Source organism: Streptomyces scabichelini (assembly GCF_011045015.1).
GTDB lineage: Bacteria > Actinomycetota > Actinomycetes > Streptomycetales > Streptomycetaceae > Streptomyces > Streptomyces scabichelini.
The window spans coordinates 1-24,860 of record NZ_JAAKZY010000042.1; the positions used below are offsets into that span (position 1 = coordinate 1).

Below are 24,860 nucleotides of genomic sequence, written 5' to 3' on the forward strand. Positions count from 1 at the left end.
GCTCGGGGGCAGAGGCACAGGGGCTCGGGTGAAAGGGAGATCGGGAGACCGGAAGGGGCGGCACGGATGACCGGGACGCCACCAGGGCACGAGTCGCCGGGTCGGGATGGGGTGCGAGAGTCGCCGGGTCAGGATGTGAGGCGAGAGTCGCCCGGGCGTGACGTGGCGAAGAGTGAAGCCGCCGGGAGGTCCGGCGCGCCTGACGCGCTCGGCGGGGACGCCGGAGCCAATGGGACCGATAGGGCCGACGAGACTGATAGCGCCGATGAGACTGGTAGGGCCGAGAGGGCCCACGGGGTCATCGGAGCCGGCAAAGGGAGAGCCCGGCGGCCGCTCTGGTCCCGGGACTTCGGGCTCTTCTTCACCGCCCGGGCCGTGGCCGCCCTCGGTGACACCATGCTGCCGGTGGCGCTCGCCGCGGGCCTGCTGCAGCACGGGTACGGTGCGGGCGCGGTAGGCCTCGCGATGGCCGCGTCCGGCGCCTGCTTCGCCGGACTCGTGATCTTCGGCGGGGTCTTCGCCGACCGGTTCAGCACCCGTCTGCTGATGATGGGCGCGGACGTTGTCCGGCTGTTCACGCAGTCCCTGGCGGCCGCGTTCTTCTTCTCGGGCCGCGTGGTCCTCTGGGAGATCTGCGCGATCGGTGCGGTCAACGGCGCGGCGGCGGCCGTGTTCCAGCCCGGCGTGGCGAGTACGGTGCCACGGCTCGCGTCCGACGTGCAGGCGGCGAACGGCGCGATACGCGTCGCGGAGTCCACCGCGCAACTCGCGGGACCGGCCCTCGCCGGACTGCTGGTCGCCTTCACCTCGCCCGGCGGCGTCTTCGCCGCGCACGCGGGCACGTACGCGGTGAGCGCCCTGTGCCTGCTGCTGCTCCGTCTGCCGCCCATCGCGCTCGACGACCGCGGCGGCCGTACGGGCTTCCGGGCCGAACTGGCCGAGGGCTGGCGGGAGTTCAGGGCGCGTGCCTGGCTGTGGGGTGTCATCGCGTTCTGGTGCCTCAGGATGATCGTGGTCGTGGGCCCGACCGTCGTGCTCGTAGCCACCGTGGTCGTCGAGGAGCACGGGCCACAGGCGTACGGTCTGGTCAACTCCGCGCTCGGCGCGGGCACCGTCGTCGGCGGCCTGATCGCGCTGCGGCTGCGGCCTCACAGGATGCTGCGGGCCGGCTCCCTCGCGCTGTTCTGCTTCGCGGTGTTCCCGGCGAGCGTCGGAGCGGGGCTCGGCGTCCCGCTGATGGCGGCCGGGGCGGCCGTCGCGGGCGCCGGCCAGTCCTTCTGGGGCGTGATGTGGGCGACCAGCGTGCAGACCCAGGTCCCGCACGACGTCCTCAACCGCATCCACGCCTACGACGTCGCCGGCTCCCTGGCGATGTTGCCCGTCGGCCAGGCGCTCGCCGGACCGGCCGCCGGGATGTTCGGCGCGGAGCACGTGCTGCTCTCGGCCGGGGCCACGAGCCTTGTCGTCACGGCGGCCATGCTGGCGGTTCCCGCGATACGGGGTCTGGTCCGCGTGGACGCGCCCTTGCTCCCCGAGTCCGAGTCCGGGTCCGGGTCCGGGTCCGACAGTGCGATACGCCGGTCCGGCAGAGTCGCATGAGAACCCGGGCGCGTCGCACGAGAACCTGCCAGCGACGCACGTAAATCCGGCGGCGTCACACGAGAACCCGGCTGCCGACAAAGCCGCTGATCCGCTCCCGCAGCGCGCCCGCGTCCATTCCGTGTGCGGTCACATGCTCCTCGATCCGGCCGTAACGGCGCAGTTCGCGGCGGCCGACGCCGAGGCCGAGCACCCGGTGCGGGAGATCCGCGAGGGCGTCGTTCGCGGCGGACGTCGATGTGCCCGCCAGGTACGGTTCGACGAGTACGACATCAGTGCCGGCCGTCTCCGTGGCGCGGCGCAGCCCGGCCGCGTCGAAGGGCCGTACGGTCGTCGCGTACAACACGGTGACGTCGAGCCCTTCGGTGGCAGCGAGCACCGCGTCGAGCATCGGCCCGACGGCGACGACCACACCGGCGCGTCCCTCGCGGACGGTGAGGAACCGCTCGCCGTCGACAGCGAGTGCCTCCGAGTTCGACTGCACGGAAAGGCGTACGTACACCTTGTCGTCGCCCGCCGCGACCGCGTGCCGCAGCAACGTCTCCGCCTCGTCCGGGTGGCCCGGGACGTGCACGGTCCAGCCGTCGAGCGTGTCGAGCAGTGCCACATCGCCGGGTGCCATATGGGTGTAGCCGCCCGCGGGCCAGTCGAAGGAGCCGGCGGCGCTGACCAGCACCGCGCCCACGTCCTGGTGTCCGAGATCGAGCTTGACCTGCTCGAAGGGCCGCTCGACCAGGAAGCTCGCGAAGGTGTGCACCACGGGGCGCAGCCCGGCCAGTGCCAGGCCGGCGCCCGCCCCGATCAGCAGCTGCTCACGGATGCCGACGTTGATCACCCGGTCCGGGTGCCGGATCCGTGTCTCCTCGAAGTCGGCCCGACCGATCTCGGCGAGGACCACCGCGACGCGCGGATCCTGGTCGAGCAGCCGTGAGACGACGGGGGCGAAGCGGTCACGCATGGTGTCCATGTCGGAATTTCCCTTCGGGTGGTGGGTGAGGGATTCGGTGGCATTGGGTGCGGAGATCCGGTGGCACCGGTTGAGGGAGCTGGTGGCACTGACTGAGGGGTCCGGATCTCAGGCGGACTGGGGCTCGACCTGGGCGATGACCACCCGCGGTCGTCCGTGGTGCGGCGCGGTGAACGCGGCGTACAGCGCCTCGTGGTCCCGTCCGTCGACGGTTTCGGCGGACCAGCCCGCGGCCTCGAACCGCGCGGCGATCCCGCCCGGCCGGGCGTAGCTGGCGGAGGAGTTGTCGATCACGACGGTGTGCAGCCGGTCGAGCCCGGCGGGCCCGGCGTACGCGATCGCCTCGTGGTTGCTGCCCTCGTCCAGCTCGGCGTCCCCGACCAGCACCCATACGCCGGGGTCATGCAGCCCCTGGGCCCGCAGCCCCAGCGCCGTCCCGACCGCGATCGGCAACCCGTGCCCGAGCGAACCACTGCCGATCTCGGCGCCCGGCACGAGCACCCGGTCGGGATGGTGGCCGAGGTGAGAGTCGTACGATCCGAACCCCCGCAGCCAGTCGACCGGCACGAAGCCCTTGGCGGCGAGCACCGCGTAGTACGCCATCGGCCCGTGCCCCTTGGAGAGCAGGAACCGGTCCCGCTCCGGATCGTCCATCCGCTCCGGCGTGACCCGCAGGATCCGGTCGTAGAGCACCCACAGCACGTCGAGCGTGGACGTCGCCGCCGGCCCGTGTTTCTCGTCCCCGCTCATCAGGCTCATCAGCCCGGACAGGTCCGCGTACGTGTATCGCCGTTCCGCTGTCTTCAACATGCCGACGATCGTGCAACCTCGACCAAACTTGAGGTCAAGCGATGCTGTCCGGAACAAAAGGAGGGCGCGACCACCGGCCCGAGTGCGGTATTGTTTTCCTGCGCGTTCGGCCAGGGAAACCCCAGGTCACAACGGGCATCGGGACGTGGCGCAGCTTGGTAGCGCACTTGACTGGGGGTCAAGGGGTCGCAGGTTCAAATCCTGTCGTCCCGACAGCGGAATTCCGCGTTGTCGCAGTTCAGGGGTCATCTTCGGGTGGCCCCTGTTGCGTGTTCGGGCGCGGATCGGGAGCCTTCGTCCGCTCCCTGTGCTCCCATCGCTCCCAAGCGACGCGGACGGCGTCAATCAGTGGTGGACCGCGGGTCGCCCGATCCGGTCGAGGTCCGGTTGCTCCCACCGCCGGGGCCTGGTGCTCCCAGCCTTTTCTTTGCCCTCCAGCAAATGTCCCCTTGACTGCGAGGGCTCCCGGACCAGGTGGGCAACGCATCGAGGTCTTGAACGCTCTCGTGGGTGTCTGTGCAGGTGGGAGGGGTGGCGTCGGGGGTGCGCCCCGCCGTATGTGTCCCCATGGTTGAGGGCAAGGAGTGGTAGGCAGTCGTTGTGCGACCGTAAGTGGCTGGTTTCGGGGCAGAGCGAAGAGGCGCGGGGCTACGGTCTGGGGCTGGCTTGGCTGGCTGGTCAGGCGGGCGACCTCGGTGAGGTGGAGGGCGGAGTCGGCTGGCGCTGCTCGTGCGCGGTGCACACGGGTTGCCGCGTATGGCTCCGTCGGGCGGTGGTTTAGTTCAAGAGGTAGGGCATTGACCACAGGCTCGAGTCCCGGGATGAGCCGCGACCGAGGCCTGCTCGAGCTGTATCCCTGCGAAAACGGAGATTCAGTGCAAGTGGCGGCCGACGCGCGTCTGTCGAAGACCGCATCGATTGAGGGTCGTGACGTTGTGGAGTTCCGTTTCAATGTATAGGCCACCACGCGTTGCCGTGGGTTCGGCGAATTAGCAAACCGCCAGGTCAAACTGGGGTGATCCGAGTTCGGGTCGCCCCGTTTGCGTACCCGTGGCTGGATTTTGGCTGGATGGAGCTGAACGGCGAGTCAGTTCGGAGGGGTCGCGCGTATGCCCGCGTGCGCCGAGCGTTTTGGGTAATCGCGGCCTGGGGCCTGGATGGGGCGAACGGCCCTGTGGTCGCCCGGACGGGCCGGTTGGCCGGACGTTGTGGCGGCCGCGCGGCTGCACTTGGCCGCAGGTTCGAGTCCTGGGCAGGGCACCAGGCAGATGGGAACGGGCGTGAGCTGCGGGTTTCCGGCGCCCGGCCACCGGCACCTGCTCATCGTCACCGCCACGTTCGCCTCCGCTACCCGCTGGATTCCTTGGTCCCGTTCCTGGACTTCCTCCCAGTTGAAGCCGCCCAACTCCCGCGGCACGCCGCAACTTCACCCGCGGCGTCCTCGCCCACTGACACGGCCGGCTCGAACGCTGCGACGTCATCACCGGTGACTGTGGCTGAGGGTGGTGTCGGTGCCTGCTGCCGGTCGCCGCAGCCCGCGCGTGAGGCCGGACTGGCCGACTTGGCGCGGTTCGCGGTGGGGGACACCATGGCGCTGTCGTTCCCGACGGGGCGCCTTCGACGTGGTCCTGGCCACCTTCGGCGCGATGTTCGCACCCGATGCCGGCCGGACCGCCGCCGCACTGGTTCCGACTCTGTCGTCCTGGGGAGTGTTCGCCGTGGCGTCCTGGACGCCTGACGGTGTGATGGGCCGGATCGCCCCCACCGTCCTGGCCCACCGGATGACCGCCAGAGGCCCCGTCCCCGACCCGCTGGGGCGAGCCTGCACGCGCACGCTTGGTTTGCACCGGGCGCGCGTGCGGCACGGCCAAGTCGCGTACCCAAGAAGCAGCCCGCGTCTTCGAGGACGAGCCGGACCCGTTGCGTGCGCACCAGGGCGGCCGCCCTCCAGTCCGCCAGCCGCTGGGACCGTGCCGCCGCCCTGGCCGCGCTGTTTTACGACGACAACCAGTCCGACGACGGAGACTCCAGATGAAGATTCAGTACCTGCTGATCGTCGGGCAGGTCTCCGGGGAGGGCGCTGCGGTGGCGTGAACGCGGGCCAGGGCGCTCGTGTATCTCCAGGGACGCCCTGGCCCGCGCGCTGGTCGGGCGGGTTGTCAGTGGTAGGCGTGGACGACGGCGTGGCCCTTGCCGCGGCCGATCATCCACTTGTTCACCGGTGTGGTGATCAGGAACGCGACCCCGAACCCGCCCAGGAGGGCCGACCAGAACATAGCGTCGGAGAGGTGGGCGTCCATCGCGCCCGGGGTGAGGGCGATGATGCCGTTGTCGACGAACTCCATCACGGCGATGGAGACGGTGTCGGCGGCGAGTGCCACCTTGATCGCGGACCTGAGGTCCAGGCCGGCCCGGCGCACGGCGAACAGTGTGAACGAGTAGCCGAACAGGAACGCGAGCGTGATCGCGAGGACCATGGTCTGCACGTTGCCCCACATCAGCGCGGTGCCGATGACCATGCCGAGGATCTCGCCGATGGCGCACCCGGTCAGGCAGTGCAGCGTCGCCTTCGCCGCCATGCCCCAGGACACTCTCCCGTGGCCGCCGTGGGACATCGCGTGGTCGGCATGACCGTGGTGGCCCTCATGGGTGGTCTGGTCGTGCGCGGTGCCGGTGTGGTGAGCGCTGTGGTCCATGCCCTGCATCCCCATTCCCCTCGATAGCGCCCCGTCTTCGGGCCGCCTGCAGTCGTGAACGTTATACCCCAGGGGGGTATCTGCGCCAGAGGGTTTTCAAGCTTTGCTGACGGTCGGGTGGGTCACGGCCCGACCGTGTGACGCCTGTGGGTTCGTAGAGGTTGTCGGCGCCCCGAGGGGACCGGCGGTGCGCCTTGCGGTGATGTGGCGCATCGGTGGTGGCAGCAACAGCATGAGGTAAAGCGGGTCGGCACTTTCCAACAAGGCTGCGAACCAGATCCGGTCCTCCGGTGTGGGCATGCTCGCCTCGCAGAGGATCATGAACGCGTACGGGGTGACCTTCGCCGGCCTCCTTCTCCTGGGCGGCGCGCTGGGGGACCGCTACGGACGCAAGGGCGTCCTCCTCGCGGGCCTGGCCGTCTTCGCCCTCGCCTCGGGCGCCGTCCTGTGGACCGACGAAGTGAACCTGGGCATCGGGCTGCGCGGTCTGGCGGGAGTCGGAGCCGCCCTGGTCATGCCGATGACCCTGTCGATCATCACCCCGTCACCGAGGCGATCGTCGCCGCCCTCCCGCCCGCAAAACAGGGCGTCGCCTCCGCGCTCAGCGACCTCACCCGCGAACTCGGCGGAGTCCTCGGCATCGCCGTCATGGGCAGCGTCTTCAACACCACATACCGCTCCGACGCGGGAGACGCGGCGGTCGGCGGCCTGCCGGACGAGGCCGCCGACGCCGCGCGCGACTCCCTCGCGGGCGCTCTGCAGGTCGCCTCCGAGCTCGGCGGTCGCCTCGGGGCGCAGCTGGCCGACGCGGCCCGCGAGGCGTTCAACTCCGGAATGATCAACGCGCTGCTCGGCGGCATCGCGGTGGTCGTCCTCGGCGCGTCCGCCGCCGTAGCGCTGCTGCCACGTCGCGCCCGACCGCGGCCGGACGCCTCAGAAGTGAAGGACCCTCCGGCCACGTCACCGTGAGCCGTACCGGGAAGCGCGGTGCCGGCACGCCGCCCAGGCTCAGCGTTCCGGCGTGCAGCGCGGTCCGTAGTCTGAGGCGGTCAAGAGGGCCGTGAGCGCCTGCACAGGCGCTGCATAAAGCGGCAGAGACGTGTGGGCAGACGGTGTACTGCTGTCCAAGGCCGCCGTCCTCCTCGGATCTCCGATCTTCGCACTTCTGGCGCGTGTGCTGCTGACGCTGCGGGACAACACGTCCCGGCGGCTGTGCGAGGAGAAGCCCCTCGATGAGAACGCCGCCCCGTCTCCTGCGTCTCCCAGCAGGCCAATTCCATGCGACGCAGCACAAGGTCGCCCCGGACTGCCCGGATGAGGACCGCCTTGGTCAAAGAGGCGGGCCCCGGCGACCGTATTCGACAGTGATCCGCCCCCGGGCGCCGATGTGCCGTTGCTCCTCGCCCGGTCCGACAGCAGGGTGGCCGTCCTCACGGTCTCCGCCACGGCGGCGTACGAGCATGCGCATCCGACGGCCGTACCGACGTGTGTCTGGACGACGCGCTGTTCGGCGCCGTGGCTTCGGCCCGGTCGACAGATCCGGCGCGGCACTGCTGAGCGTCAGGACATGCCGGGCATGCCCTCCATGTCGTCGGACGAACCGGACCCGCCCGAGGTGCCGTCGGACGAACCGGAGCCGTCCGAGGACATCGCGGCCTTCTCTCCGGCGGGCGTGACCGCGTACCACTTGCTGTCCTTGGCCTGGCCCTTCATCTCACCGGCCTTGGCATCGCCCATGTAGCGGTACAGCGGCCGACCGGCGAGGGTGAGCTGCTTCATTCCGTCCGACCGGTCCATCGAGCCGACGAGGCTCTGCTCCATGCCCATCGCCTTGACGGAGTCCTGCGCCATGACCGGCATCCAGGTCTTCGCACAGTCACCGGTACACATCGACTTGGACGGGGACGCCTGGTCCATCTCGTAGCGGTAGAGGGTCATCCCCTTGTCGTCGGTGACGAAGGTACCCATGCCCTCCATCTCCTCGGTCATCAGCATGGAGGTGGTGGCCATCCCCATGTCCATGCCGTCCCCATCACCGTTGTCGGCCGGGGCGGAGGACGCGGGGGCCGAGGAGGCCGCGGCGGCATCGGAGTCCGTACTGGAAGAACTGTCCCCGGAGCTGCCGCACGCGGTCAGGAGGAGTGCGGAGGTGACGCCTGCGGCTGCGGCCAGGACAACACGTTGCCGGATCACGGAGGTTCCCTTCACTGAGCTCTGTTTCTACTTACTCACTTAGTACGTTGAAGCTCAGTGGACCGTTCAGTCACGGACGCCTCACATCACAAAGCCTTGCCCGCCGGCACACGGCCGTCGGAAGGCTCACGTCGGGTGCGTGGTGGTCAGGCCAGCGCGCTGCCCTTCTTCCACGCCTCCCAGTCGACGTTCCAGGCGCCGTAGCCGTTGTTCACGTCCACGGTGTCCGTGGACTTGACGACGGTCACGGGGTCGCCGTAGTTCACCCGGTCGTAGAACCACTTGGCGTTGGCGGTGCTCAGGCCGATGCAGCCGTGGCTGGCGTTGACCTTGCCGAACTTGCCCTCGTTCCACGGGGCGGCGTGGGCGTAGGTGCCCGAGGGGGTGAGCTGGACGTCCCACTTGACGGCGCCGAGGTCGTACGCCTCGGGGCCGAAGATGCCGACCGTGGCGGAGTTCATCCGGATCGTCGGGACCTTGCTGAGCACCACCATGGTGCCGTTCCAGGTCTCGAAGGTCTTCTTGCCCGTGGAGACCGGAAGGGTTTTGACGACCTTGCCGTTCTCGGCCACGGTCATCGTCTTCTTGACCACGTCAACCGTGCTGACGACCGACTTGCCGATGGTGAAGTCGATCTCGCGCTTCTGCGTGCCGACCAGGTCACCGTTCTTGAGGCCGACCAGGTCCATCCGCAGCTTCACTTTGGTGCCGGGCTTCCAGTACTCCTTGGGCCGGTAGTCGACGCGGTCCTTGCCGTCCCGGTCCTTCATCCAGCTCCACGCGCCCTCGACGGCCGGGGACGAGGTGACACTGAGCTTGCGCTCCACCGCCGCCTTGTCGTGGATCGCCTTGTTGAAGACGATCGACACCGGAAGGGCGACGCCGACGGTGGCGCCCTTGTCGACGTTGTAGGTGCCGACGAAGATCTCGTCCTTGCTGAGCGTCGTGAAGCTGCTGGTGCGGGTCGTCTTGTTGCCGTCGGACGCGGCGAGTTGGGCCTTGAGCGTGTAGGTGGTGCCGTACCCGGTGGTATGGGACGAGGTCCAGGAGGTGCCGTCGGACGACAGTGAGCCGTCGAGTGTCTTTCCGTCCCCTGCGGTGACGGTGACCGATGCCAGCTTTCCGTTGCTGGGCTGCACTGTGAGCGGCTCGCCGGGTATGACGTCCTTGCCGTCGGTGGCAGGGGAGACCGTGACGGCGGCCGACCCGTTCTTGCCGGAGTCCGCGTCCACCTCTGACCCCGGTTTCGAATCCGAGGCCGGCGATTCCTTCGAGGCGCCATTGGCGGCCTGGCTGCAGGCGGCCAGAGTCACGACCCCGGCCAGGGCGAGCGCCGCGAATCCCAGCCGCTTGCGCCGAGGCCGTCGCTCTGCGGGCTCCATGTGCCCCCGTCGGCTGTCCTGCACGGTCATCCTCCATCCAAGATGTAGCTAAGTGCTTTAGTAGACGAGTGCCGGGGGTACTCGGTTCCCGCAGTCGGGCTCGTGATTCAGGTGGCCTCCCCGCGGTGCGAAGCGGTGAGGGGCCCGTTGCAGACTCCCGCCAAGAACCTGAATCGCTTGATTGCGCGCCCGGAGGCGAGGCTCTGGCGACGCCCCGCCGGCCGTCGCCCAGCCGGTGCCCGGCGGCGGTCACGCTCGCCGAGTGGGCCTCGGTGTCGCCGAACAGTCAGTCGTAAGCGGCGCCGCCGCGTGCGGCGCTGCGGCTGCGCTGCACCGCGAGCGCCAGTCCGACGAGAACGGGCGCCCCCAGCAGTACCTCGGGCCACACGTCGAGCCACTAGCAGGGCCGGGCCGAGCGGGGCCAGGAACCACCAGCCGACCGGCGGGAACCAGGCGTAGAGAAGCGGTCCGCCGGCGACGGCGGCCGTCCCGGACCGGAGCGTAGGAGGGCTGGGGCGCGCGGCGCGCAGGGGACCGGCCTTCACGAAGGCACTGCGCAGACGTTCGCGGTGCGTAGTCGTCGTACGAGCACGTGGACCAGCAGCGCCACCGAGGCGACGGCGAGTACTGGTTGCAGCGGAGCGAAGTACGACAAGGCGCCGCTGACGCCGACGGCCAGCACCACGAGCTTGTTGCAGATCGGGCAGCCGACCGCGAAGGCGGACAGCAGGCCCGCGCCGAGGGCGCGAGCGGTCCGGGGACGCTCGGGCGGTCCGGCCTCGGGGGCGGGAGTTTCGGCCGGGCCGATGCGGACGTAGGTGGCTACCAGGAGCCCCTCCAGCACGGAACTGACCAGCCACACCGGGTAGTTCCACCACAACACTGGAGTCATCCGGGTGTAGAAGGGGGTCGGCACCACGCCCGTCGGCACGCCGATGACGAGTGCGGCGATCACCGTGACCGTTGCTGCCACCATCCATCTGCGGGCGGGCCAGGTGCGCATGAGGCTGCTCCTCGGGATCAGGCCGCCGACCGGACGGCGCGGCAAGCCGGGGAGCCTGGCAACGGCCTCCGGTCGGCGGCTGGCAGTCATGCTAAGGCACTAAATTAATTAGTAGCAATGAGGAGTGGATTCGGTGGTGGGGTGAGGTTCGATGACGGTCGCCGTGGGCAAGGCCGGTCATGCGTCACTGTCAGGGGTGCGTGTCGATCCGTCCGTGCAGCAGCAGGCTTCTGGTGCGCGCTGGCCAGGCGGGCTATGCCGTAGAAGATCGCGGCGAGAAGTGGGCCGCCGATCGGTATCGCTAGCGCGGCCATGGGGTCACGGGGGCAAGACCCGGTTCACAAGGTTTCGCGTGCGTCCTTCTGTGCGGCGCGCAGCTCGGCGATTTCCTTGCGCAGCTCGTCCAGCTCGAAGCGCGCCACGGGTGAGCCGACGGAGCTGCTTCGCCGTGATGCGTGCAGCCCTCCGCGCGTCATGAACCACATCATCAGGCCCATGCCGATCGGGCAGGCCAGGAGCAGCAACGGATAGAGGAACTGAGGCATGGGGGCCTCCCGGTGGGCCGCGGGGTGCTCATCGAACCCGCTCTAGCTACTAAGCAGTTTAGATAAGCAGGGGCGCTGGCGCCAGTCCGGGCGGCACTCGATCGCATTGTGTGACGGATCTGTCGCTCAGGGCGCCTCGGGGGCGGGGGTGGGTCTCGTTGGCTGTGGCGCGGTCGGCGAGGTCGATGGCCGGGTGTTCGTGTGTGGGTCAGAGGTGATGTGCTTGCCTTTATCTACTAAGGAGCTTAGCGTCTAGTTGGGTAGTCGACGCTCGATCTCCAGCGGCCGCCTTCTTTCGGCCCGCTGTGATCCCGCCCTCAAAGGACGTCACTGGTCACCGGTCACCGGTTGGGAGCTGGTCATCCCCGCACGGCTCTCCTTGCCTCAGGGAGGCTCGGGGTGACCGTATCGAATGGATAGGGGGAGGCGTGCGGTCAGCAGAGTCTCCACATCCATCGCCGTCGGCCGGCGGTGCCCTCGAAGATCTGATGCGGGAGCGGCTCGGCCGTGAGTGCGTGTATGTCCCGTCGTGCAGACTGGCCGTGTACTTGGCACTACGCCGCTGGTGCGCTCCTGGTGGAAGCGTGCTGATGTCGCCGGTCAACGACGACGTCATGGTGTTCGTCGTGCTGGCAGCCGGGCTGCGTCCCGTTATGGCGCCGGTGTCCCCTCGGGACGGGAATATCGACATTCGCGCGGTGCCGGAATCGACCTGGCGCAGTGTGGGCGCGGTGCTGACCACCAACGTCTACGGCATGCCGGACGGCGCGGACGAACTGCGCACTCGGTGTGACCGCATGGGCATCCCCCTCCTTGAGGACGCGGCACATGCGATCGGTACGACAGTGGGAGACCGCCCGATCGGCACCTTCGGAACAGCTGCGGCTTTCAGCCTGGGCAAGCATGCGAGGGCGACCGGTGGCGGATTCCTGGCGCTGGAGGACTCAGCCGACCGCAAGGCGCTGGAACAACTGCGTGATGAGTTGTTGGCGCCGCGGCAACTGCATCGGGACTTGGCGTACACGCTGCGCCCTGTCGCGCGCGCTGCGGTACAGCGGCTCCATCTGGTCCGACCCGTATGGAGGACCATGCGGACCCTGGGTCTGTTGGAACGCGAACGCTTTCGTATGGAGCTCCAAGAGCGGCACTTGCGGGAGGGTGTGGGCCGCAGTCCGGACCTGGGAACCTTCGACCGCTGGGTGCGAGTCGATCTGCACGGATACCGCAGGGAACACGGACGCGTTCTGCAGCGCACGCTGAGGTGGCGGATGAGTCGCCTGGACGCGGATCTGTCCCGGCGGCGTGAGGGGGCGAGGCTGCTGGGCGGCACCGTCTGGGCTGCCGCAGGTGTGCGGGACGCGGTCGCGGAGAGGGTGCAGGATCGCCACGTGCCGCCGTTGTTCCGCGTGCCCCTGATGGTGCGCGACCGGGACAGGCTGGTGGCACGTCTGGAGCGGTCCGGTGTCGTGATCGGGTACCTGTACGACCCGCCCTTGGACGACTTCGCCGGACCCGAGTTCGTGGAGCCGTCCCCGGCGCCTGAAGCGGCCCGCTGGTTCGCGGCGCACGCGCTGCCGGTGGACCCCCTCCTGGCGCGGAGGATGATGCGCCTGCTGCAACGGGAGGCTCCGCAGCCTGCGGCTCCGTTTCTGGGCCCGGCCCTCCGCGACCAGGCGCCGCGAGTGTGACTCCCGGCCGCCTGGGCCACGCCTCGCAGTTCTCATGCCGTTTGTCGGGCCGGGGCCACCGGGTCGAGCCCACGGTCTTCAGAGCAGGCGAGGCGGCGGGCCCGCCTTCGCTGGGCGGGCCCTGGCTGTGGCTCTGATGCCGTGTGGGCCCCGCCGCGCTCAGATCAGCTCAGTGACCGGTGTACTCGAAGATGTACAGCCCGAAGTCGCGGTCGGACGCCGCCACGTACACCTTCCCGGGGGGCACTGCCCGCCGGAGCCGGGAGCCCAGAACGAGGTGATGCCGGCCACCAACTGATCAGCACCGCGAAGGTACTTAGTGCGGTGATCGACCGTAAAGGTCTTTGACCTGATCTTGTTTTCCGGGAGTTGGGCTGAGCGCTGCAGGCGTCGGAGTCGTCGGTTAAGCGATGCGCGGCAGGTTTCCCGCGGGTCGGCAAGGTCTCCTGCGAACCGGCATGACGACCGCCGAGACACAGTTGGAGGGCTTCCGACAGGCTCGGGACTGAGCCGACGAGTCCGCGGGACGGGCTCGACACCGAGACGCCCGGCCTCATCGGGCCGGGCGTCTCAGCCGAAAGTGCCTACCCTTGCGCTCACTTGAAGGACCGCAGCCGCAGGCTGTTGGTCACCACGAACACCGACGAGAAGGCCATCGCGGCGCCCGCGATCATCGGGTTGAGCATGCCGGCGGCGGCGAGCGGCAGGGCAGCGACGTTGTAGCCGAAGGCCCAGAAGAGGTTGCCCTTGATGGTGGCGAGGGTCCTGCGGGAGAGGCGGATCGCGTCCGCCGCCACCCGCAGGTCGCCCCGAACGAGGGTGAGGTCGCCCGCCTCTATCGCCGCGTCCGTGCCGGTGCCCATGGCCAGGCCCAGGTCGGCGGTGGCGAGGGCGGCCGCGTCGTTGACGCCGTCGCCGACCATCGCGACCGAACGGCCCTCGCCCTGCAGCCGCTTGACGACGTCGACCTTGTCCTCGGGCAGGACCTCGGCGATCACCTCGTCGATGCCCACGGAACGGGCGACCGACTCGGCGACGAGCTGGTTGTCACCGGTCAGCAGGACGGGCTTCAGGCCGAGCGCGCGCAGTTCGGCCACCGCCTCGGCGCTGGTCTCCTTGACGGCGTCGGCGACGGTGAGGACGCCGCGCGCCTCGCCGTCCCAGGCGACGGCGGCCGCAGTACGCCCCTCCGCCTCCGCGGCGGCCTTGGCCTCGGCCAGCTCGCGGGGCAGCTCGATGACCCTCCCCCACTCTCGACTTCGCTCGAGCGGGGGGACCCCCATCGCGAGGAGCTTCTCGCGGCCGACGAGTACGGCGTGCCCGTCGACGACGCCCTGGACGCCGAGGCCGGCGACGTTCTCGAAGTTCTCCGGCACTGGCAGGCTTCCAACCCGCTCAGCGGCACCGGCCGCGATGGCCTGGGCGATCGGGTGCTCGGAGGCGTGCTCCAACGCGCCCGCCAGCCGCAGCAGTTCATCCTTGTCCACGCCCGATGCAGGGAACACGTCCTGAAGCTGCATCCGGCCCGTGGTCACCGTGCCGGTCTTGTCCAGGACGACGGTGTCGACACGGCGGGTGGACTCCAGGACCTCGGGCCCCTTGATGAGGATGCCGAGCTGGGCGCCGCGACCGGTGCCCACCATCAGGGCGGTCGGAGTGGCCAGACCCAGCGCGCACGGGCAGGCGATGATCAGGACCGCGACGGCGGCCGTGAAGGCGGCGGTGGCGTCACCCGTGGCGAACAGCCAGGTCAGCAAGGTGCCGAGGGCAAGGAGGATGACCACGGGGACGAAAACCGAGGAGATCCGGTCGGCGAGGCGCTGCACCTCGGCCTTGCCGTTCTGCGCGTCCTCGACGAGCCGTGCCATCCGGGCGAGTTGGGTGTCCGCGCCGATCCGAGTGGCCTCGACGACCAGGCGGCCGCCCGCGTTCACAGTCGCGCCGGTGACGGCATCGCCCACTGTCACGTCCACCGGCACGGACTCGCCGGTCAGCATGGAGGCGTCCACCGCCGAGGAGCCCTCGACGACGGTCCCGTCGGTGGCGACCTTCTCTCCAGGGCGTACGACGAAACGGTGGCCGACGGCCAACTGCGCGACCGGGATACGTACTTCCTTGCCGCCCCGCAGCACCGCGACGTCCTTCGCGCCCAGCTCCAGCAGCGCCCTCAGCGCCGCACCCGCCTTGCGCTTGGACTTCGCCTCCAGGTAGCGCCCGGCGAGGATGAACGTGGTCACCCCGGCCGCGGCCTCCAGGTAGATGGCGGAGGAGCCGTCCCCGCGGGAGATGGTGAACTCGAAGCCGTGCCGCATGCCCGGCATCCCGGCGTGCCCCCAGAACAGCGCCCACACCGACCAGCCGAGCGCGGCGAGCGTACCGATGGACACCAGCGTGTCCATGGTCGCGGCGCCGTGCCGGGCGTTCGTCCAGGCGGCCCGGTGGAAGGGGAGGGCGCCCCAGACCACGACCGGAGCCGCCAGCGTCAGCGACAGCCACTGCCAGTTGTCGAACTGCAGGGCCGGGACCATCGCCATCAGGACCACGGGCACGGTGAGCACCAGCGACACGTACAGACGCTGCCGGAGGGACAACAGTTCGCCGTCGACCGCCGGAGTGGTCTCGCCCTCGATTGGTTCAGCGGTGGCGGACGCGGGCGGGGGCGGCTCCTCGGCGGTGTAGCCGGTCTTCTCGACGGTGGCGATGAGGTCGGCGACGTCGATGCCGTCCGTGTAGGAGACCTTCGCCTTCTCGGTGGCGAAGTTGACGGTCGCGGTGACGCCGTCCATGCGGTTGAGCTTCTTCTCGATACGGGCCGCGCACGACGCGCAAGTCATGCCGCCGATCGAGAGCTCGACCGCGGAGGGGGGCGCGGGAGCCGTGTCGGGGACAGCCTTCTCGGGAGCCGTGCTGGTCATAGGCGTATCTCCAGGGGGAGGCCGGGACATACGGCGTCCGTATCAGCGGAGCGGTACGTCCCGGCGCGGGAGGAATTCGCGTGTTCGGGGCCGTGGGCCCGAAGGAGGTCGTCAGGCGCGGCCGACGAGCTCGTAGCCGGCCTCGTCGACGGCGGTGCGGACGGCTCCCTCGTCGAGCGGTGCGGCGGAGGTGACGGTGACCTCGCCGGTCTTGGCGACGGCCTTGACGGCGCTGACGCCGTCCAGTGCGGATATCTCCTGGGAAACTGCGCCCTCGCAGTGACCGCAGGTCATGCCGGACACCTTGTAGGTGGTGGTGACGCCGACGCCCTGGACGTCGACCGTGGCGCCGGAACCGCAGGAGCCGCAGCAAGAGCCGGAGCTGGAGTTCGTCTCGGTGGTCATGGCTACTTCCTCGGAGTGTGGGTGCGTGGGTTGCTTTTCGGGAGGGGCGTGGTCCCCGGCCCCGCCCGTGACGTCGACACTATACCCCCTAGGGGTACTCTGTCACCTGTGGTGGCGTACACGCTGTTTGTGCGGCCGAGGCCCTTTCTCGTTAACCTGCTTAGTAGACGTCGTGACCTGCGTGCGCAGGAACCCGGTGGCCGCCTGTCTCTGCTCGAGCGCGGTGCGCTCGCGGGCGGCCTGCCGGCCTGGACAGCGGAGGATTCTCGTGGCTGCTCGCCGAGCCGGTGCTGGACTGGACCGGGCGGTCGTGCTCGATGCGGCCCGGGAGGGGGCGAGCGGTACGGGACCGGCCGCGGCCGAGGTCTTCTCCCGCTCCACGCAGCACGCGGGCCTGCTGGGGCCGGTGCACGCGCTTGGCCCCTGGCGCGGTGTCCTATTGGGCAGCGACGACTCGACCGGCCTTCATGCGGCCATCATCAGCAGCATCGCGGACATGGTTCCGCCCATGCCGATGTGGGCTGCCAGTGCCGCGTCCGGCGCGGCCCCGAGCTTGCGGCGCCGTCCGTGGCCTGACCGCTGGCCCGTCCTGGTCCTGTCCCACACCGAGAGCGTCAGCGACGCCAGGTAGACGAGCACCGTGTCCGGCATGGCGAGCAGCCAGCGGCTCCAGCCTCCCCGGGAGTCGGCACCCCGGCCGTCCCGCCTGGTGCCCCGAACCCTTGCCCACACGGACGCACCGATCGACAACAGGAAGTAGACGGCGAGAGCCGCGATCACGAAGCGCCACAGGGAACCGGACCCGGCGGAGGAGCCGGCGTCGGCCGCGGCATTCGTCATGCCCGGCATGTCCATCCCGTGCATGGACCCCATGTCATGCATGGACCCCGCCCCATGCATGCCCTCCATGCCCTCCATCTCGTGCGTGCCCGTCGCGTCCGCCGTGTTCTCCATGCCCGGCATGTGCGCCATGGAGTGCCCGCCGCCCAGCGCCAGCACTGGACCGGACGACGTGCTCGTCATGGCCAGCGTCATGATCACCATGCCGAAGCTGCCGACGATCAGGTGCACCCAGTGACGGCCGTGCTTCCACCCGCCGACGCGCGTGTGCCTGACCGCCATCGCCACGCCCCCGAGCCCGAGGATGCCGAAGGCCACCGCCCACCACATGCCGTAGCCCGCGTACCAGCTGACCGTCGCCGGCAGGGCCATGGCCGCCATACACAGCCCCATCAGCAGGTCGCCGCCCGCCGCGAACCGGGTCTCACCGCTGGTGGTCACCAACCGGACCGCGCTGACCGCGGCCACCAGGACAGAGACCAACGCGATGGCCCAACTGAGCGCGAGGATTCCCATCTTCACCTTCCCGTTCGTCCGAGCTGGCGGGCCTGCGCTGCCGACGCCGCCTCGTCGTACGGAGCACCGCGTGGGGCGCTACCTGGGCATTGACTGCTAGTGCCCTTAGTACGTTTCGGAGTCGGAGGGTGTTCAGGTGGCCGGTGGGATTGCGTACCGCGATCCGGTCGACGGCTTGGAGGAGCACCGGAAACCGCCTGCGGCCGGACAGTCTCAACCGAAGTCGTTGACCTGGTCGACCGTCGAAGGACCGGTGGCCTGCCACTCCTGCGCGCTCAGCAGGCGGGTCCGCTCGGCGAGCCGGTGCAGGGCAGCGACGGCGCCTCGGTCGAGGGGTGCACCGCTGTAGCCGACGTAGGCGACCACGCCGGGCGTCGGTTCCCAGGCCAGTACACCGTTGCCGCCGAGCTCGGACGAGATGACCGCGGGCTTGCCGCGCACGGTGCCGGAGGGCTGTGCGTCTGAGGCGTACAGCAGGTCCTCTATGCCGCCGCAGCGGGCAACGCCGGTGAAGGTCAGGCCGCGGGACAACTCGCCGGCCTCACCGACTTCGCCCGATCCGTAACGGGGCCTCGCGCAGATAGTGCGGGCGTGCTGGGCCCGTGGACGCCACCGAGAGTCCGGAGGGCGGCCTGACCTGGGGACGCCCGGATGCGACCGTGGTCGCGGTGGCGATCTCCACGAGCTGCGACCGCGGCAGGTCACCGCGGACCCGTGCGTACGAGTCCGCGAGCGGCCAGACGATCTCACCGTCACGGGCCCAACCCTCTGCGCCACCGATCCCGACCGCGCGGCCGGCCCGAGGCTTTGAGACGGGGAACGTCACCACCGCGCCACTGCGGCCCAGCGAGCCGTCCGAACGCCGCACCGTCACCGTCCACGGACCGGCATTCGCCGTCCGGTCGTGCCGGTTCAGCGAACCCCGGCCCAAGGCGACTCCTGTGATCACCAGGCCGGGTGTCTCGTCCCAGGTGTCGGCACCGTCCGGACCGTCCGGGAAGGGGGTGTCGGTCGACGACGCCGGCGACGGGGGCCTCTGAGGTGCCGTTGACGGCGAGGTGTCTTCCCCAGCCACGACGATGAGGCTCACCACAAGCGCCGCGATCGTCACGACGGCCACCGCCGCCACGATCAACCAACGCGGCGGTCTCCACGGTGGCCGCTCCGGGCCGCCGCTGAGAATCTCGCTCATGCGCGTAGCCTCCTCCCTGGACGGACAGGCGTACGGCACGGGATGGCACCAGCGTCCTGAGCCCATCATGGGCGGACCGGCAGCCATGCCCGTGGTCACGACGTGTCGCGCAGCCGACGCGCCCGCGCGAGACGTCTGTTGGGCGCGCTTTACGAAGCACCTTCATGTCTTGTGTACACCGCCCGCTGCTCATCGGTTCCATCCCGGACGGAGGCGCACGGCCACATCGAAGTGAGGGGGAGACGGATGTCCTCGTAGGTTGTATTGGCGGCTTCCGGGCCACCCCTCCGGGGGCTGCGCCGTCAGGCGATGCCGCGCGAGGTCTCTTCCCTCTCCTTTGGTGATCTAAGGGTTTTCGTAGATGACCGGTCGGAACGTTCTGTTCCCTCGACTCTCGGGGTGCCTCACGTACCGGATATGGCATGTGCCAGACTCGACCCGTGGCTACTAACAATTTTCGTAGTCTCGCCGATCCTCCCACGCAAGGCGATTCCCCTACGAGCGAATTCGCGCCGCAGGCCGGCGAGCCCAAAGGGCTCGATCCGGCCGGCTGGCTGCGGTGGGGCTGGCGTTCGCGCCCTAGGAGGGGCGGCAGCCCGCCCAGGCCGCGGACTTCCGCAAGCGCTACCCGGATCTCGCCCCGCTCCTCGACAAGCTCGGCTTCTTCGACGTCTACGCGTCGCCCTGGTTCGCCGCCGTCTACCTGCTGCTCTTCATCTCGCCGGCCGGCTGCACCGTGCCGAGGACTCCGCAGTACGTACGAACCCTGCGGTCCCGTCCGCCGAGACCCCCAGCCGTCTGGACCGCCTGCCGCAGCACGCCGTCTGTGGCGTCCGCCGACCGGGGCGAGGTGCTGCTCACCGCAGGGGACCTGCTGCGACGTCGACGCTTTCGGGTCGCCGTCCGTATTCGATCATCGCCGTCTGACTGCTCGCCTTCGTCGCCGCCTGCGCCGAGTGGGCGCTCGGTGGCAGTGCCAAAGTCGTTCGCGTATCCGCTGCCGCCTCGTCGGCACAACGGACTCCGGTTGCGCCCTCACTCGGCCGGGCGAGGAGCGTGGCCGTGGACGGTGCGACAGGAAGCAGCACGCAAGTGCTGGCACCGCCCGCGGCCACGTCTCCGGAAGAACACCGAACCCCGGCGGGGCGACGGCCCTGGCGCGGCCGTTGACAGCTGGAGGGCTGCCGACCCGATAAAGAGCTCATCGCTGTTGAGGCCGTAAGGTGTTCCAGTACTCAGTACCCCCTGGGGGTAGGATGCGACTCCGGTGACCAGTCAGTACGGCACAGGTGGCAAACGCATGGCGATACGGGCAGCTCACAGCGGCGGCGGCATGGCCGTCCGCTGGGCGTACGGGGTGTTCCTCACTCTGTCCGTCGCGCTGGCCGTGCTCGTCCACCACGAGACGTCCATGACCTCCATGGCCTCAATGACCTCCATGGCGTCCATGACGGCCGCGTCGCCCACGTCGGCCTCGGCTCCCATGCCGGCTCCCGCCCACGCCGCTCATTCCATGGCGGGCGCGGCCCATGCGATGGCGGGCGAGGCGGCACCCTCCGCCTCGGAATCATCCGCGCACGGCGTTGATTCCGGCGCTTGTGCGATGCCTGGCATGCAGCACTGCACCACGGCGAGCGTCGGTTCCGTACAGCTGGCCGCGCCAGGCCAGAGCACGTTCGACCCGCCCGCGGACCTGGAGCGTGCCGCGGAAGCCCGTGTCCCCGCCAGTGCGGTCGGCCGTGCCCCGCCCGATCTGTCCGTCCTCTCGCAACTGCGCATATAGGCCGCGCCGGGCGGCGCGCGATGTGCCGTCCCTCCGCGACCACATCGGCAGTTTCGACACAGAGGACAACCACGTAATGAACAGCATCAACCGCCGCTCCGTCCTGCTCGCCGGGCTGGGAGTCGCAGGCGCCGGGGCACTCGCCGCCTGCACCAGCGCGAGCGGCTCCGGCAGCGGCACCGCCCTGATCAACCCCAACGCCTCGGCGGTCGCCGCCACCGAGAAGAAGCGCAAGGGCACGGGACGTCAGCAGAAGGTCACCCTGACCGCCGCACCGGCCGTGATCGACCTGGGCGGCGGGATCATGCCCAAGACCTCGGCCTTCGACGGCCGTACCCCGGGCAAGGAGGTCCGGCTCTCCGTCGGCGACACCCTGGTCGCCGAGCTGTCCAACCAGCTCCCGAACAGGACCGCCACGTCCATCCACTGGCACGGCATCGCGCTGCGCAACGACATGGATGGCGTGCCGCCCGCCACCCAGACCGCCGTCCGGGCCGGCTCCACCTTCACGTACAGGTTCATCACCGACGCGCCCGGCACGTACTTCTTCCACCCGCACGTCGGTGTCCAGCTCGACCGCGGCCTGTATGCCCCGCTGATCGTCGAGGACCCCAGGGAGCCGCTGTCGTACGACGACGAGTGGGTCGTCCTCCTCGACGACTGGGTCGACGGCGTCACCGGCACCCCCGACGAGGTCTTCGCCGAGCTCAAGCAGGGCATGGGCGGCATGGCGGGGCACGACATGGGGGAGAGCAGCCCCAGTTCCAGCTCCAGCTCCAGCGGTATGGAGGGCCACGACATGGGGGACATGGGCGGGATGGACATGGGGGACTCCGACTCCGCGTCCCCGTCGGCCTCCGCCTCCTCGTCCGGCGGCATGTCGATGAAGTTCATGCTCATGGGCGCCGAGAGCGACCTGCTCGGCGGCGACGCCGGTGACGTGAAGTACCCGCACCACCTGATCAACGGCCGGGTGGCGACCGACCCGGACGTCTACACCGGCAAGCCCGGCAAGAAGGTACGGCTGAGGATCATCAACGCGGGCGGGGACACCGCCTACCGCCTCGCCCTCGGCGGCCACAAGCTGACCATCACCCACACCGACGGCTTCCCGGTCCAGCACCAGGAGGTGGACGCCCTGCTGGTCGGCATGGGTGAGCGCTACGACGTCCTCGTCACCCTCGGGGACGGCGTCTTCCCGCTCGTCGCAGTGGCCGAGGGCAAGAACGCAAACGGGTTCGCGCTGGTGCGCACGGGCTCGGGGAGCGCCCCGAAGGCGACCGTCCGCCCGAAGGAACTGAACGGCATGATCATGACGGCCTCCCAGTTGCGCGCCGCAGACGACGTACGGTTGGAGACCGCCAAGACCGACGTGACGCACCAGCTCAAGCTGACCGGCGGCATGGACAAGTACAACTGGGCCATCAACGGCAAGCCCTTCGACATGGCCAACCCCGAGGCGAACCCGATCATGATCGAGGAAGGTCAGCGCGTACGGTTCGACTTCGTCAACGACACCGACATGTGGCACCCGATGCACCTGCACGGCCACACGTACCAGCTCGGCGACTCAGGGCCGCGCAAGGACACCGCGATCGTGCTGCCCAAGAAGAAGCTGTCCGTCTTCTTCGACGCCGACAACCCGGGCCAGTGGATGCTGCACTGCCACAACGCCTACCACGGCGAGGCCGGGATGATGGCCAACGTGGCCTATCCGGCCTGACCTTCACATCCGTTCATCTCGCGCCGTCCGGGCGGGCCCATCGGCTGGCGGTGGGTGCGTCCGGACGCGACGGGCGGAGTTGGCTCCGCTAAATTCATTAGTGCATTGATCGTAGTCGGCGCCCGAGTGGTTACGGCGAGATGTCACCCTCATGGGGATCGGTTTCAGGGACGGACCCCACCGGCTCTTCCCGCCTGCGCTGCCGCCGCTCCCTCCATATCAACTCTGCTATGAGGATCACCACAAGGATCGCTACCAGGGCCATCGTGAGGGCGTTGATGGTGGAGATCCCTGACAGGAACCCGTCTTCCTCCTTGACGTCCGAAGCGATGTGAATGGTGCTGGTGATGCTGCTCGGGATGTAGGTGTCGCTGTATCCGGTCATGTCCCCCTCCTGATCCCCCGCTGTCAGGGGTGTGCAACACCTACGTTACCTGAGAGAATCTAAGGTTCTTAGTAGATGTTGCTGCTCTCCAGCGCGCGTCTCAGTGGCTGTGTCCGGTTTCCGTGTGGTCGGCCTCGGCCTCGGCGTCGGTTGACGCGCTCGTCTCTGGTGTCGCGGATTCCGTGTCGGAAGTCGGGGACTCCTCTGTGGTGGCGTGCTCGTCGGACGTCTCGGTGCCCTCCCCGTGGCTGTGTCCGCTCTCTTCGGACGGCACCGCGAGCCACGGCAGACGGGGCAGCTGCCGAGCCCGCGTACGGGCTCGCGGCGGGGCTGTGGCCGTCCGTTCCGTGAGCGCGGCGTGATCATAGCGAGTCCGGACGACGCTGCGCCGTCGGCTTCAAGATCTTCCGCTCGCCTGTGGCGCCCCTTCCAGTACCCCGGCTTCGGCGCTCCTGGACGTTCTTGGAGTCATACGCCGCGCCGCTGGAGAGACACTGTGCATTGACATAGACAGACTGTATCGATAAAGCTGGTCATTGTCATGAGGTCCGGATGGCGATCCGGAGGCCCCGACGCGACGGGAAAGGACATCGGCATGGCCGGCTCACTCCATCACCCTCACCACCTCCACCCCGGCTCTGGGAAGGAGTCACCCGAGCCTGACGACCTGTACGCCGAGCCGCCGCCCTGGGACATCGGACGACCGCAACCGGCATTCCTAGCTCTCGCCGAGGCGAGTGCCGTCCGGGGCCGGGTGCTGGACGCCGGTTGCGGGACCGGTGAACACGCACTCATGTGTGCCGGGCTCGGCTTGGATGCCACGGGCGTCGACCTCGCCTCCCGGGCCCTGCGCACCGCCGAGGACAAGGCGCGCGAGCGGGGCCGTACGGCCCGGTTCCTGCACTGGGATGCCCTGAAGCTGGCCGACCTGCGGGAAACCTTCGACACCGTGCTCGACTGCGGCCTCTTCCACCTCTTCGACGGCGACGACCGCGCCGCCTACGTCGACAGCCTGCGGGCCGCGATCCGCCCAGGCGGCCGGTACTTCATGCTGTGCTTCAGCGACCGGCAGCCCGGCGAGTGGGGACGGGTGCACAAGCTCACGCGAGCTGAGATCGAGGCGTCCTTCGCTGACGGATGGCGGATCGATTCCATCGAGCCCAGCACGATCGACATCACCACCGACCCGGACGACATCCGGGCCTGGCTCGTCGCCCTCACCAGGATCTGAAACCCGTGAGCGGCCGGGAAGGGAACGCCATGCTGACCGCGGAAGCCCGCGTCGAGACCGAACGCGCGAGCCGCTACCTCGACCAACTCTGCCGGCACGCCCAGCAGATGAAAGGCCACCCCCACTATCGGCAGGGCGGTCACGACGGCGATGACACACACAGGCGCCCTTCGGTCCAGCACGTCGAATGGACCGACACCGACGGGACCGTCCGCCTGAGCCTGGGCCGGTGGACCTTGCGGGCCACTCCGGACGCACTCGTGCTGCACGTCGAGGCCACCACCGAGGAGGATCTGCAAGGGATGCGGGATCTCATCGGGGCACGCGTCGAAAAGGTCGGCAGGCGCGACCACCTGACGGTGGCCTGGCGACAGCCGCCGGAACCGCCCGGCGCTCTCCCCGGCGCGGGAGACCAGGCCGACACCCCGCGCCCGAAGGGGCACGGCAACAAGGGACACGTCAACGCGGGCGGCACGAGCCGCCGGTGGACCGTCCGGGCGGTCATCGGAGCCGTGGCGCTGCTGGCCGTCGCGCACCTGGTGCTGGGCGGCTCCGTGCTGGCGGCCTCGCAGTGGCTGGGCTGGGGCGCCGGTGCCGTCGTCGCGGCAGTCGTCCTCGTGAAGGTCGTCGGGATGGGCGGTTTCGTGGCCCACCACCGCCGCAGGCGCACCCGGTGACGTGGACGCGCGGGATCGCAGCCGACCTCGCCTCGGGGGCATTGAGGTGATGTGGGCGACGCAGCGTTCGCCGGGGTTTCTGGCCGATGACGTCGACGGCCGCTGCTGACCACCGTCGGCGGACAACCCCGACCGACTGCGCTCGGTAGCCTCCTTCGCCCACCTGTGCGGCGCCGCCCCACCGCCACCGCCTCAACCGCGGCGGGTGACCGCCAGGCCAACCGCGCCCTGCACACCAGCGTGCTGGTCCGCATGCGCCACGACTCCCGCACCCGCGCTTAAGTCACTCGCCGCACCGCCGAAAGTATGA

The 24,860-nt window shown here is 69.5% G+C and carries 21 protein-coding genes, 1 tRNA gene and 3 pseudogenes; 11 read left to right on the top strand and 14 right to left on the bottom strand.

Going from position 1 to position 24,860, the window contains the following annotated elements; translation table 11 throughout:
* Positions 1–300: 300 nt before the first annotated feature.
* On the top strand, positions 301–1,599 hold the full coding sequence (locus tag G5C60_RS15660) for an MFS transporter (protein WP_165259615.1): 1,299 nt from the start codon (positions 301–303) through the stop codon (positions 1,597–1,599).
* Between the two features lie 55 nt (positions 1,600–1,654).
* Here the strand turns inward: G5C60_RS15660 and G5C60_RS15665 are convergent, their stop codons facing one another.
* Positions 1,655–2,566 (bottom strand): transketolase family protein, encoded by a 912-nt coding sequence (locus tag G5C60_RS15665; protein ID WP_165259542.1) that lies wholly within the window; start codon positions 2,564–2,566, stop codon positions 1,655–1,657.
* 108 nt (positions 2,567–2,674) lie between these two features.
* Positions 2,675–3,376 carry a thiamine pyrophosphate-dependent enzyme gene (locus G5C60_RS15670; protein ID WP_165259544.1) on the bottom strand — a complete coding sequence of 234 codons (702 nt, stop codon included), beginning with the start codon at positions 3,374–3,376 and terminating at the stop codon, positions 2,675–2,677.
* A 139-nt stretch (positions 3,377–3,515) separates the two neighbouring features.
* On the opposite strand from G5C60_RS15670, the gene G5C60_RS15675 reads away from it, so the two are divergent.
* Positions 3,516–3,589, top strand: a tRNA-Pro gene (locus tag G5C60_RS15675).
* 1,946 nt (positions 3,590–5,535) lie between these two features.
* On the opposite strand, the gene G5C60_RS15680 is transcribed toward G5C60_RS15675, so the two are convergent.
* The gene (locus G5C60_RS15680) at positions 5,536–6,072 is read right to left on the bottom strand and encodes a DUF4396 domain-containing protein (protein WP_165259546.1); all 537 of its coding nucleotides are present in this window, start codon (positions 6,070–6,072) and stop codon (positions 5,536–5,538) included.
* A 319-nt stretch (positions 6,073–6,391) separates the two neighbouring features.
* Here G5C60_RS15680 and G5C60_RS15685 point away from each other — a divergent pair.
* Both G5C60_RS15685 and G5C60_RS51125 read left to right on the top strand, forming a co-directional pair.
* A pseudogene (locus tag G5C60_RS15685) lies at positions 6,392–6,601 on the top strand (MFS transporter); the annotation flags it as partial.
* 119 nt (positions 6,602–6,720) lie between these two features.
* Positions 6,721–7,041 (top strand): hypothetical protein, encoded by a 321-nt coding sequence (locus tag G5C60_RS51125; RefSeq protein ID WP_206439582.1) that lies wholly within the window; start codon positions 6,721–6,723, stop codon positions 7,039–7,041.
* Positions 7,042–7,632: 591 nt separating this feature from the next.
* On the opposite strand, the gene G5C60_RS53675 is transcribed toward G5C60_RS51125, so the two are convergent.
* The 4 genes from G5C60_RS53675 to G5C60_RS15710 form a co-directional block, all read right to left on the bottom strand.
* Positions 7,633–8,265: a hypothetical protein gene (locus G5C60_RS53675; protein WP_165259548.1), complete on the bottom strand. Its 633-nt coding sequence runs from the start codon at positions 8,263–8,265 to the stop codon at positions 7,633–7,635.
* A 146-nt stretch (positions 8,266–8,411) separates the two neighbouring features.
* The gene (locus G5C60_RS15700) at positions 8,412–9,671 is read right to left on the bottom strand and encodes an Ig-like domain-containing protein (RefSeq protein WP_165259550.1); all 1,260 of its coding nucleotides are present in this window, start codon (positions 9,669–9,671) and stop codon (positions 8,412–8,414) included.
* 517 nt (positions 9,672–10,188) lie between these two features.
* Positions 10,189–10,650, bottom strand: coding sequence for a hypothetical protein (locus G5C60_RS15705; protein WP_165259552.1), 462 nt, complete (start codon positions 10,648–10,650; stop codon positions 10,189–10,191).
* 338 nt (positions 10,651–10,988) lie between these two features.
* Positions 10,989–11,195 carry a hypothetical protein gene (locus G5C60_RS15710; protein ID WP_165259554.1) on the bottom strand — a complete coding sequence of 69 codons (207 nt, stop codon included), beginning with the start codon at positions 11,193–11,195 and terminating at the stop codon, positions 10,989–10,991.
* Between the two features lie 488 nt (positions 11,196–11,683).
* Between G5C60_RS15710 and G5C60_RS15715 the strand changes: the two genes are divergently transcribed.
* A complete protein-coding gene (locus G5C60_RS15715) occupies positions 11,684–12,883 on the top strand; it encodes a DegT/DnrJ/EryC1/StrS family aminotransferase (protein WP_165259617.1) in 1,200 nt (399 codons plus the stop codon).
* Between the two features lie 596 nt (positions 12,884–13,479).
* Here the strand turns inward: G5C60_RS15715 and G5C60_RS15720 are convergent.
* From G5C60_RS15720 to G5C60_RS15740, 5 genes are all read right to left on the bottom strand, one after another.
* Entirely contained in the window at positions 13,480–15,798 is a 2,319-nt protein-coding gene (locus G5C60_RS15720; RefSeq protein ID WP_165259556.1) for a heavy metal translocating P-type ATPase, read from the bottom strand.
* 111 nt (positions 15,799–15,909) lie between these two features.
* On the bottom strand, positions 15,910–16,203 hold the full coding sequence (locus G5C60_RS15725) for a heavy-metal-associated domain-containing protein (RefSeq protein WP_165259558.1): 294 nt from the start codon (positions 16,201–16,203) through the stop codon (positions 15,910–15,912).
* 465 nt (positions 16,204–16,668) lie between these two features.
* Complete coding sequence (locus G5C60_RS15730; protein WP_165259619.1) at positions 16,669–17,559, bottom strand: DUF5134 domain-containing protein; 891 nt, start codon at positions 17,557–17,559, stop codon at positions 16,669–16,671.
* Positions 17,560–17,772: 213 nt separating this feature from the next.
* Positions 17,773–18,090 carry a hypothetical protein gene (locus G5C60_RS15735; RefSeq protein WP_165259560.1) on the bottom strand — a complete coding sequence of 106 codons (318 nt, stop codon included), beginning with the start codon at positions 18,088–18,090 and terminating at the stop codon, positions 17,773–17,775.
* A 10-nt stretch (positions 18,091–18,100) separates the two neighbouring features.
* Positions 18,101–18,751 (bottom strand): hypothetical protein, encoded by a 651-nt coding sequence (locus G5C60_RS15740; RefSeq protein WP_165259562.1) that lies wholly within the window; start codon positions 18,749–18,751, stop codon positions 18,101–18,103.
* A gap of 658 nt (positions 18,752–19,409) precedes the next feature.
* Between G5C60_RS15740 and G5C60_RS15745 the strand changes: the two are divergent.
* Positions 19,410–19,973 (top strand): annotated as a pseudogene (locus tag G5C60_RS15745) (cytochrome c biogenesis ResB family protein); the annotation flags it as partial.
* Between the two features lie 95 nt (positions 19,974–20,068).
* On the opposite strand, the gene G5C60_RS52070 reads toward G5C60_RS15745, so the two are convergent.
* Positions 20,069–20,236, bottom strand: coding sequence for a hypothetical protein (locus G5C60_RS52070; protein ID WP_241266826.1), 168 nt, complete (start codon positions 20,234–20,236; stop codon positions 20,069–20,071).
* A gap of 127 nt (positions 20,237–20,363) precedes the next feature.
* Here G5C60_RS52070 and G5C60_RS52075 point away from each other — a divergent pair, with 127 nt between their 5' ends.
* Together G5C60_RS52075 and G5C60_RS15755 are read left to right on the top strand one after the other, a co-directional pair.
* Positions 20,364–20,534 carry a DUF6153 family protein gene (locus G5C60_RS52075; protein WP_241266827.1) on the top strand — a complete coding sequence of 57 codons (171 nt, stop codon included), beginning with the start codon at positions 20,364–20,366 and terminating at the stop codon, positions 20,532–20,534.
* A 76-nt stretch (positions 20,535–20,610) separates the two neighbouring features.
* Positions 20,611–22,257 (top strand): multicopper oxidase family protein, encoded by a 1,647-nt coding sequence (locus G5C60_RS15755; protein WP_165259566.1) that lies wholly within the window; start codon positions 20,611–20,613, stop codon positions 22,255–22,257.
* A gap of 130 nt (positions 22,258–22,387) precedes the next feature.
* On the opposite strand, the gene G5C60_RS15760 is transcribed toward G5C60_RS15755, so the two are convergent.
* A complete protein-coding gene (locus tag G5C60_RS15760) occupies positions 22,388–22,642 on the bottom strand; it encodes a hypothetical protein (protein WP_165259568.1) in 255 nt (84 codons plus the stop codon).
* Positions 22,643–23,237: 595 nt separating this feature from the next.
* Here G5C60_RS15760 and G5C60_RS15765 point away from each other — a divergent pair.
* The 3 genes and pseudogenes from G5C60_RS15765 to G5C60_RS52080 all read left to right on the top strand — a co-directional run.
* Positions 23,238–23,873, top strand: coding sequence for a class I SAM-dependent methyltransferase (locus G5C60_RS15765; RefSeq protein WP_165259570.1), 636 nt, complete (start codon positions 23,238–23,240; stop codon positions 23,871–23,873).
* 29 nt (positions 23,874–23,902) lie between these two features.
* Positions 23,903–24,550, top strand: a complete 648-nt coding sequence (locus G5C60_RS15770) for a DUF2218 domain-containing protein (RefSeq protein ID WP_165259572.1) — start codon at positions 23,903–23,905, stop codon at positions 24,548–24,550.
* Positions 24,551–24,665: 115 nt separating this feature from the next.
* A pseudogene (locus tag G5C60_RS52080) lies at positions 24,666–24,829 on the top strand (transposase); the annotation flags it as partial.
* Positions 24,830–24,860: the final 31 nt, after the last annotated feature.

Bases quoted from the DNA above. Each gene is read 5' to 3' on its own strand.
- G5C60_RS15730 (WP_165259619.1), bottom strand. From the start codon at position 17,559: ATGGGAATCCTCGCGCTCAGTTGGGCCATCGCGTTGGTCTCTGTCCTG.
- G5C60_RS15725 (WP_165259558.1), bottom strand. From the start codon at position 16,203: ATGACCACCGAGACGAACTCCAGCTCCGGCTCTTGCTGCGGCTCCTGC.
- G5C60_RS15705 (WP_165259552.1), bottom strand. From the start codon at position 10,650: ATGCGCACCTGGCCCGCCCGCAGATGGATGGTGGCAGCAACGGTCACG.
- G5C60_RS15770 (WP_165259572.1), top strand. From the start codon at position 23,903: ATGCTGACCGCGGAAGCCCGCGTCGAGACCGAACGCGCGAGCCGCTAC.
- G5C60_RS15755 (WP_165259566.1), top strand. From the start codon at position 20,611: ATGAACAGCATCAACCGCCGCTCCGTCCTGCTCGCCGGGCTGGGAGTC.
- G5C60_RS15760 (WP_165259568.1), bottom strand. From the start codon at position 22,642: ATGACCGGATACAGCGACACCTACATCCCGAGCAGCATCACCAGCACC.
- G5C60_RS15680 (WP_165259546.1), bottom strand. From the start codon at position 6,072: ATGGACCACAGCGCTCACCACACCGGCACCGCGCACGACCAGACCACC.
- G5C60_RS52070 (WP_241266826.1), bottom strand. From the start codon at position 20,236: ATGGGAGCCGAGGCCGACGTGGGCGACGCGGCCGTCATGGACGCCATG.
- G5C60_RS15670 (WP_165259544.1), bottom strand. From the start codon at position 3,376: ATGTTGAAGACAGCGGAACGGCGATACACGTACGCGGACCTGTCCGGG.
- G5C60_RS51125 (WP_206439582.1), top strand. From the start codon at position 6,721: ATGGGCAGCGTCTTCAACACCACATACCGCTCCGACGCGGGAGACGCG.
- G5C60_RS52075 (WP_241266827.1), top strand. From the start codon at position 20,364: ATGCAGCACTGCACCACGGCGAGCGTCGGTTCCGTACAGCTGGCCGCG.
- G5C60_RS15710 (WP_165259554.1), bottom strand. From the start codon at position 11,195: ATGCCTCAGTTCCTCTATCCGTTGCTGCTCCTGGCCTGCCCGATCGGC.
- G5C60_RS15665 (WP_165259542.1), bottom strand. From the start codon at position 2,566: ATGGACACCATGCGTGACCGCTTCGCCCCCGTCGTCTCACGGCTGCTC.
- G5C60_RS15740 (WP_165259562.1), bottom strand. From the start codon at position 18,751: ATGAGCGAGATTCTCAGCGGCGGCCCGGAGCGGCCACCGTGGAGACCG.
- G5C60_RS15720 (WP_165259556.1), bottom strand. From the start codon at position 15,798: ATGACCAGCACGGCTCCCGAGAAGGCTGTCCCCGACACGGCTCCCGCG.
- G5C60_RS15765 (WP_165259570.1), top strand. From the start codon at position 23,238: ATGGCCGGCTCACTCCATCACCCTCACCACCTCCACCCCGGCTCTGGG.
- G5C60_RS15715 (WP_165259617.1), top strand. From the start codon at position 11,684: ATGCGGGAGCGGCTCGGCCGTGAGTGCGTGTATGTCCCGTCGTGCAGA.